This is a genomic window from Pseudomonas sp. P5_B2, assembly GCF_056400445.1.
The window spans coordinates 1-7,425 of record NZ_JBFULH010000199.1 but is presented as its reverse complement, the minus strand read 5'-3'; the positions used below and the strand labels follow the sequence as shown (position 1 = coordinate 7,425).

Sequence of the window (7,425 nt, the reverse complement as noted above, 5' to 3'; positions counted from 1 at the left end):
GCCCCGGCCTGCTCGAGCGTCGTCTGCGTAAAGTCATGGAATTTCACTTTGACGAATGGCTTGCCGGGCCGATAGCTGCTGTCGATTCGCGCCAAGCGGCTCGCCAGGGTTTCCAACAGCTCGGGCAATTTATCCAGACAGCTCACCAAGTCCGGCAGGTCCACGTCATAGGTGTTTTCGACGCTGATCGACTGCCGACGACTGTCGTTGTGGACCAAACGCTCATCGATCCCACGGGCCAAGCTCCAGAGCCGCTCGCCGAAACTGCCGAATTCACGTACCAGTGCCAATTTGTCCCACTCGCGCAGATGCGAGCAATCGATGATGCCGAGTCTGCCCAATTTGTCGGCAGTGACTTTGCCCACTCCGTGCAACTTGCTCACTGGCAAGCCACTGACAAAGTCTTCCACCTGATCCGGGGTGATGACAAACAAACCATTAGGCTTCTTCCAGTCACTGGCGATCTTGGCCAGAAACTTGTTCGGCGCCACACCGGCCGACACAGTGATATGCAATTGATTGGACACTCGCCGACGAATGTCTTGGGCTATACGCGTAGCGCTGCCGCCGAAATGTGCGCTGTCCGACACGTCGAGGTAGGCTTCATCGAGGGACAGCGGTTCGATCAAGTCGGTGTAATCGCGAAAGATCGTGTGAATTTCCTTCGACGCCTCTCTATACGCTTCCATGCGCGGCTTGACGATGGTCAGGTCCGGGCACAACTTCAACGCATGCCCGGAAGACATGGCCGAACGTACGCCATAGGCCCGCGCTTCATAGTTACAGGTCGCGATCACCCCCCGTCGATCCGCCGAACCACCCACTGCCAACGGTTTACCGGCCAGGCGCGGGTCGTCGCGCATCTCGATGGCGGCATAGAAGCAGTCACAGTCGACGTGGATGATTTTTCGCTGGGTCATATAAAAGCGCGGTTCATGACGAAGAAAAGGAGCATTGGCGAGTCGGATAAGCAGTATCTCACCGACACCTGTATATAGCACCAGTACTAGGAATGTTCTTTCTCACCCGTAGGAAAGTACGCCATGGATTTATTTTTTCAATCGAATACGACCCGCCAATAGAGCTGAAAGCCTTGCCAGGCCTGCCTTACAGCCATCCTTTCCAACCGGATTTCAGGCTAAGCAGTTGAACAGGAACAGGTTTTTCCAATATTGAAGGTTGACACCCCGGCGATCCTCTGTAGAATGCCGMCACACAGACGCGGGATGGAGCAGTCTGGTAGCTCGTCGGGCTCATAACCCGAAGGTCGTCGGTTCAAATCCGGCYCCCGCAACCAAACATCAAAAAAGGCTACTCGAAAGAGTGGCCTTTTTTGTATCTGTCGAAAAAGTCCTTTCGCAACAATGATCTGTCACTGTGTCGTGAAGCGTCAGGGATGCTCAAACTGCTGAATCCGGACGATTCTGGACCTCAGGCAGTCCTCTTCTCTACGACTCATGATGCGCCAGCGCCGAAACCCGGTGTGAGGCGTTAATATTCGTGATTATTTTTTACTGCAGGGATTGGTAACTTGGCTCGATACCTCCATCCTGTCGCGCACGATCCAAGAGGTGATTGATGCGCGCCAACTCGTCTGACCCACAAGACACCGTCACAGCGACACAACCGATCAAGGCCGAGCGTTTGCGCCTGCTCGATCTGGTCAGCAAATATCGTCAGCCCATCGGCCTGGCCGTCACTCTGCTGTTGTTCGCTATCGCACTGATTGCCTGTCATCACCTGCTGAGCGAACTCGATCTGTACGCTTTGCACGACTCGATCCTGGAAGTCCCCAAACCGGCACTGCTGGGCGCACTGGGTGCGACCGTGGTCGGGTTCATTATTCTGCTGGGTTACGAGTGGTCGGCCAGTCGCTATGCGGGCGTGACGCTGGCGCCTCGAATTTTGGCGCTCGGCGGGTTCACCGCGTTTGCCATCGGCAACGCCATTGGCCTTTCGATGCTCTCAGGGGGCTCGGTTCGCTACCGTTTATATGCACGTCATGGCCTAGGGGCCTCAGAAGTCGCCCATATGACGCTGTTTGCAAGCCTGTCGCTCGGTTGCGCCCTGCCACCGCTGGCCGCCCTGGCAACCCTCAGCAACCTGCCTGCCGCCTCGGCAGCCTTGGGTCTGTCGCAGACATTGCTCGGCCTGATTGCGGCGGCAGTCCTGCTGCTCTTCAGTGTCTTGGCCATCGGCATCTACCGCCGTCGCCTGCCGGAACAGCCTTCCCCTGACAACCTGCTGGTCAAAGTCGGCCGCCGCACCTTGCGCCTGCCCGGCCGCCGCCTGACCCTCCTGCAACTGATCATCACCGCCCTGGACGTGGCTGCCGCCGCGACTGTGCTCTATCTGTTGCTGCCCGAGGCCCCACCCTTCGGCGCCTTCCTGCTGGTGTACTTGCTGGCATTGGCCGCGGGCGTGCTCAGCCACGTGCCGGGCGGGGTCGGCGTATTCGAAGCGATCCTGCTGGCCGCCTTTGCCGAGTCACTGGGCGCGGCACCACTGGCCGCCGCCCTGCTGTTGTATCGACTGATCTATGTGGTGCTGCCGCTGCTGGTGGCTTGCCTGCTCCTGCTGATCAACGAAGGCCAGCGCCTGTTTCAGTCACGTCAGTCCCTGCGCGTAGCTTCGGGCCTCGCGGCACCGATTCTGGCGGTGTTGGTGTTCCTGTCCGGCGTGGTCTTGCTGTTTTCCGGCGTAACCCCGGAAATCGACACCCGCCTGGAACACGTCGGTTTTCTGATCCCTCATCGCCTCGTCGATGCCTCGCACTTCGGCGCCAGCCTGATCGGTGTGTTATGCCTGTTGCTGGCTCAAGGTCTGCGTCGGCGCCTCTCTGCCGCCTGGATGCTGACCACCATTTTGCTGCTGGTCGGCGCCCTGCTCTCCCTGCTCAAAGGCTTTGACTGGGAAGAAGCCTGCCTGATGACCCTCACCGCCAGTCTGCTGGGGGTTTTCCGCCGCTCGTTCTATCGCCCGAGCCGCCTCACCGAACTGCCGTTCTCGCCGCTGTATCTGGTGTCCAGCCTCTGTGTGCTGGGCGCCTCGATCTGGTTGCTGCTGTTTGCCTATCAGGACGTTCCGTACAGCCATCAACTCTGGTGGCAGTTCACCCTTGATGCCGATGCGCCGCGTGGCTTGCGCTCGCTGCTGGGCGCCGCCGTGCTGCTGGTTGTGGTATCCCTGACGTGGCTGCTGCGCACTGCCCGCCCGGTCATTCACTTGCCGACGCCGGACGAACTGGACCGCGCAGTAAAGATCCTCATGGCTTCCGCCCAACCGGACGGCGGCCTGGCCCTGACCGGTGACAAGGCGCTGCTATTCCACCCTGACGACGAGGCGTTTCTGATGTACGCCCGCCGTGGGCGCAGCCTGGTGGCGCTGTACGATCCGATTGGTCCGACCCAGCAACGCGCTGAGATGATCTGGCAGTTCCGCGACCTCTGCGACGTCCACCACGCCCGCCCGGTGTTCTATCAGGTGCGCGCCGAGAACCTGCCGTACTACATGGACATCGGCCTGACCGCGATCAAACTGGGCGAAGAAGCCCGGGTCGATCTGCATCGCTTTGATCTCGAAGCCAAGGGCAAAGAGATGAAAGACCTGCGTTACACCTGGAACCGTGGCACCCGCGACGGCCTGTCGCTGGAAATCCACGAGCCAGGTCAGGCCCCGATGGATGAGCTCAAGGTGATTTCCGATGCCTGGCTGACCGGCAAGAACGTGCGCGAGAAAGGCTTCTCCCTCGGCCGCTTCAGCGATGACTACCTAAAGCATTTCCGCATTGCGGTGATTCGTTTCGAAGGTCGCCCGGTGGCCTTCGCCAACTTGCTCGAGACCTACGGCCATGACCTGGCCAGCCTCGACCTGATGCGTGCGCACCCGGACGCGCCGAAGCTGACCATGGAATTCATGATGGTCGGCCTGATTCAACATTATAAAAATCATGGATACGCGCGCTTCAGCCTGGGCATGGTGCCGTTGTCGGGGTTGCAACCCCGTCGTGGCGCACCGCTGACCCAGCGTCTGGGCTCGATGGTTTTCCGCCGTGGTGAGCAGCTCTACAACTTCCAAGGCTTGCGCCGCTTCAAAGACAAGTTCCAGCCTGACTGGGAACCCCGTTATATGGCCGTGCCCGCCGGACTCGATCCGCTGGTTGCCCTGGCCGATACTGCTGCCCTGATTGCAGGCGGCTTGACTGGATTGGTGAAACGCTGATGATTCAACGCTCCTTGCGGTACGTACTGGCCACACTGGTAGTGCTGGCCCTGATTCTCGGTGGCGGTTTCTGGTACCTGAAACGCCCGGCACCGGCACCAACGCTCGAACACCTGACACCGGCCGATGGCGCCGCGATGACCCGCGTGATTCCCGGTACCACGCCGAAGGCTCAGGTGCTGGTGGCGGTCAACGAAGACCAGAAGCTCAGCGACCAACAACTGTTGACCCTGAGCCGCTCCGCTTCTGCGCAGATTGTTCAGGTGATTTTGCCTAAAGACTGCCTGCTGCAAAGCCGCGCACTGCAATCAGGCCTCAGAGAACTCAAAGGCCCGGCAACGCTGGTCAGCGGGATCGGCCCTGGCGCTGTGTTGGCGTGGCGCTGGTTGTCCGAACAGAAAGATGACAAGGCTCAGGCCGTCTCCGTCGACCTGGCATTGGAAAAACCGGGCTGCACTCACTTGCTTCCGAAAACCGCGGCTCATGGCCACTGGCTGGTGGCATGGAACGACAACCCGGACGACACCAGCGCCGGCTTCGTGCGCGATCAACCCAACGCCGAAACCAGCATCAGCGACTACGACATCAACCTGCCGCAAGTGCTGAACAACGAACTGCGCAAAATCCTCGTTGGCGGCGACAAAGCCGCCGGTGGCTTGCAGATTCCGGTGGTCGAAGTCCCGGCCGGCCAAGCCAAGGACACCGTCACCCTGTTCCTCTCCGGCGACGGCGGCTGGCGTGACCTCGACCGTGACGTTGCGGGAGAGATGGCCAAGATCGGTTACCCGGTAGTCGGCATTGACACCCTGCGCTACTACTGGCAGCACAAGAGCCCGGAGCAAAGCGCCCTGGACCTCGCCGAACTGATGCAGCACTACCGGCAGAAATGGGGCACCAAGCGCTTCATCCTGACCGGCTACTCGTTCGGCGCCGACGTCCTGCCGGCGATCTACAATCGCCTGGCGGAATCGGAACAGCAACGCGTCGATGCCATCATCCTGTTGGCCTTCGCCCGCACCGGCAGCTTCGAAATCGAAGTCGAAGGCTGGCTCGGCAACGCCGGCAAAGAAGCCGCCACCGGCCCGGAAATGGCCAAGCTGCCACCAGAAAAAGTGGTGTGCATCTACGGCGAAGAAGAAGTCGACGAAAGCGGCTGCACCGACAAGACCGCCGTGGGCGAAGCGATGAAACTGCCTGGCGGGCATCACTTTGATGAGAACTACCCGGCACTGGCCAAGCGCCTTGTGGACATTATCGTCAAGCGACAGGCAAAGGAAGAAGCGACGGCGCAGGAGTGATCTGAGCGTCCCCACGAAAAAGCCCCCGCAGCTGTTTGGTTGCGGGGGCTTTTTTACATGTGCGGACGTGAAGTGCTTTCAGCTAGTAGACGGTATGTCGAACTCGACCTCGACTCCATTTTCCTAAATATCTTGACTCTTCATCAAGCTAGAAAGTCCAAGTGTCCACATTCCATAAAACGTGGACACTTTTGTTTTTGGAAAAATCGAGCCGTCAACACCATTCAATAGATCCTGACCTCTCGACCGAACCAAGCAAAGACCGAATCAGAAGAAAAACTGCCCCAGAGCAAGTAACACCGCTCCCACATTGAGTCTCCGTCGTCTTCAAGTTATGTGTTCGGACACAAAAAAGCCCCCGCTACCTTCACGGCAACGGAGGCTTCTACTTATAGGCGACGCTCTGCGGCGTCATAGACCTCTTCATCACGTCGGGCTCCGACTGCGACGATCAGTACCTGAATGGCCTTGCCATCGACTCGATAAACAATTCGTGTGTCGCCTGTCCGGATCCGTCTGCAACCTGCAAGACTGGCTCTTAGGGGCTTGCCGCTCTTATCTGGCTCACCATTGATAATCCGCTCTTCGATCACATCAAGAATGCGGTTCGCCGCCACAGCTCCCAGCAGATCCAGATCCTTCTGAACCTCCGGATGATAGATAACGCCCCAAACCATCCACAGCTCCTTTAGTCTTTCTTGGCGTACCGCGCCCGCATATCGTCGTGGCTGACAGCCTTGGCCTGATCAAAACCGATCAGTCGCTCTCGAGCCGCCGCTTCAACCCGAAGGTCCTCGAGCTCGTCGAGCATTTCCTGATACGCATCGACATTGATAATGACCGCTGCGGGTTGGTTGTCTTTGAAAATGACCAGTCGTTCGGTGGCTCGGCTGGAAATCTCCTTTAGCCTCGCACTGAACCCCCTGACCATTGCAGTCACCGAAATTGCTTGGTCAGCACGCTCCAGTAATGCCGTCATACTCACCTCTCTACACAATCATGCAAATTTGAACACACAGTTCTACGCAGAGTATTGCGTTGAATTAGACATACAGCAAGCTGCAAAAAACGCGAGTTTCTCATCCAGCGTTTTTCACCCTGAGAAAAAGTGAGCCGAAGGACGTGTAAACGCTCCCGCCGTGTTTAGTTTCGTTTACTTCTGGTGTCGCAATATCAGATGACGCCCGCAGACCTTGTAGGCAAACTCCGAATCTCGCGTTTGGGCACTTTGCCGCCTTGTTGCGCTTTTCTTTGACGGGATAGTCTCCGGACGTCGCTGCAGATGCAGTGATCGGGTGTGGTAACCCGGCAAAGCAAAGTGCAACAGCGTTCCCAACACGATTTCATGCGTTTTCGCCTGTCATCCAGTGTTATGGCGGCTGTGCGTGGGAGACCTTCGGGTCTGCCGGTTCCTTTGCTCTTCCGGTTTACCACCCTGCGTACAGCTGCCACCCATTCGTGTGGTAACGAATGTGGCAGCTCCTCGTTTTAAGGAGCGAAACAATGAGCAAAATAGATCCGTCCGCGATTTCAGATTTAAAAACCATCGGCTTCACCCCCCTCATCTACTGCTCGGATCAAGCGCTATTCAACGTCCGCGCCGGCGTCCCCATCGTCGAAGCTTTAGCCCAAGCCTCCGACCTCCTCTTCCTCGGCAAATCATTCGCCGAGGATGCCGCCTACGCAAAAGACACCGACCGCCATGCCTGGGCCGCGCATTACCTGACGGCAATGGGTAAGGCAGTTATTGATGATGTACTAAAGGTCCTGACCCCGAGACCTGCCCGAACAAAGACCGAATCCGAAGAAGAACTGCCCCAGAGCAAGTAACACCGCAAATCCCCTGTGGGAGCGGGCTTGCTCGCGAAGGCGGATTTACATTCAACATTGATAACGACTGACACAC

General features: G+C 58.2%; 6 protein-coding genes and 1 tRNA gene. 4 read left to right on the top strand and 3 right to left on the bottom strand.

Translation table 11 applies throughout. The features are described 5' to 3' along the window. Window positions 1-920 (bottom strand): DNA polymerase IV (gene dinB / locus AC1DRJ_RS15765; protein ID WP_477802978.1); only part of this gene is annotated, 920 nt, incomplete at its 3' end. A gap of 300 nt (window positions 921-1,220) precedes the next feature. Between dinB and AC1DRJ_RS15760 the strand changes: the two genes are divergently transcribed. From AC1DRJ_RS15760 to AC1DRJ_RS15750, 3 genes are all read left to right on the top strand, one after another. Further along, a tRNA-Met gene (locus AC1DRJ_RS15760) sits at window positions 1,221-1,297 on the top strand. A 281-nt stretch (window positions 1,298-1,578) separates the two neighbouring features. Further along, window positions 1,579-4,221 (top strand): bifunctional lysylphosphatidylglycerol flippase/synthetase MprF, encoded by a 2,643-nt coding sequence (gene mprF / locus AC1DRJ_RS15755; protein ID WP_477802977.1) that lies wholly within the window; start codon window positions 1,579-1,581, stop codon window positions 4,219-4,221. Next, window positions 4,221-5,519, top strand: coding sequence for a virulence factor family protein (locus AC1DRJ_RS15750; RefSeq protein WP_477802976.1), 1,299 nt, complete (start codon window positions 4,221-4,223; stop codon window positions 5,517-5,519). Before mprF ends, AC1DRJ_RS15750 begins: the two co-directional genes overlap by 1 nt. Before the next feature lie 389 nt (window positions 5,520-5,908). Here the strand turns inward: AC1DRJ_RS15750 and AC1DRJ_RS15745 are convergent, their stop codons facing one another. Both AC1DRJ_RS15745 and AC1DRJ_RS15740 read right to left on the bottom strand, forming a co-directional pair. Continuing rightward, window positions 5,909-6,196: a type II toxin-antitoxin system RelE family toxin gene (locus AC1DRJ_RS15745; protein ID WP_038979200.1), complete on the bottom strand. Its 288-nt coding sequence runs from the start codon at window positions 6,194-6,196 to the stop codon at window positions 5,909-5,911. Between the two features lie 11 nt (window positions 6,197-6,207). After that, on the bottom strand, window positions 6,208-6,498 hold the full coding sequence (locus AC1DRJ_RS15740) for a Phd-YefM (RefSeq protein WP_027925020.1): 291 nt from the start codon (window positions 6,496-6,498) through the stop codon (window positions 6,208-6,210). Window positions 6,499-7,022: 524 nt separating this feature from the next. Between AC1DRJ_RS15740 and AC1DRJ_RS15735 the strand changes: the two genes are divergently transcribed. Continuing rightward, window positions 7,023-7,349 carry a DUF3077 domain-containing protein gene (locus AC1DRJ_RS15735; protein WP_477802975.1) on the top strand — a complete coding sequence of 109 codons (327 nt, stop codon included), beginning with the start codon at window positions 7,023-7,025 and terminating at the stop codon, window positions 7,347-7,349. The last annotated feature ends 76 nt before the right edge of the window (window positions 7,350-7,425 follow it).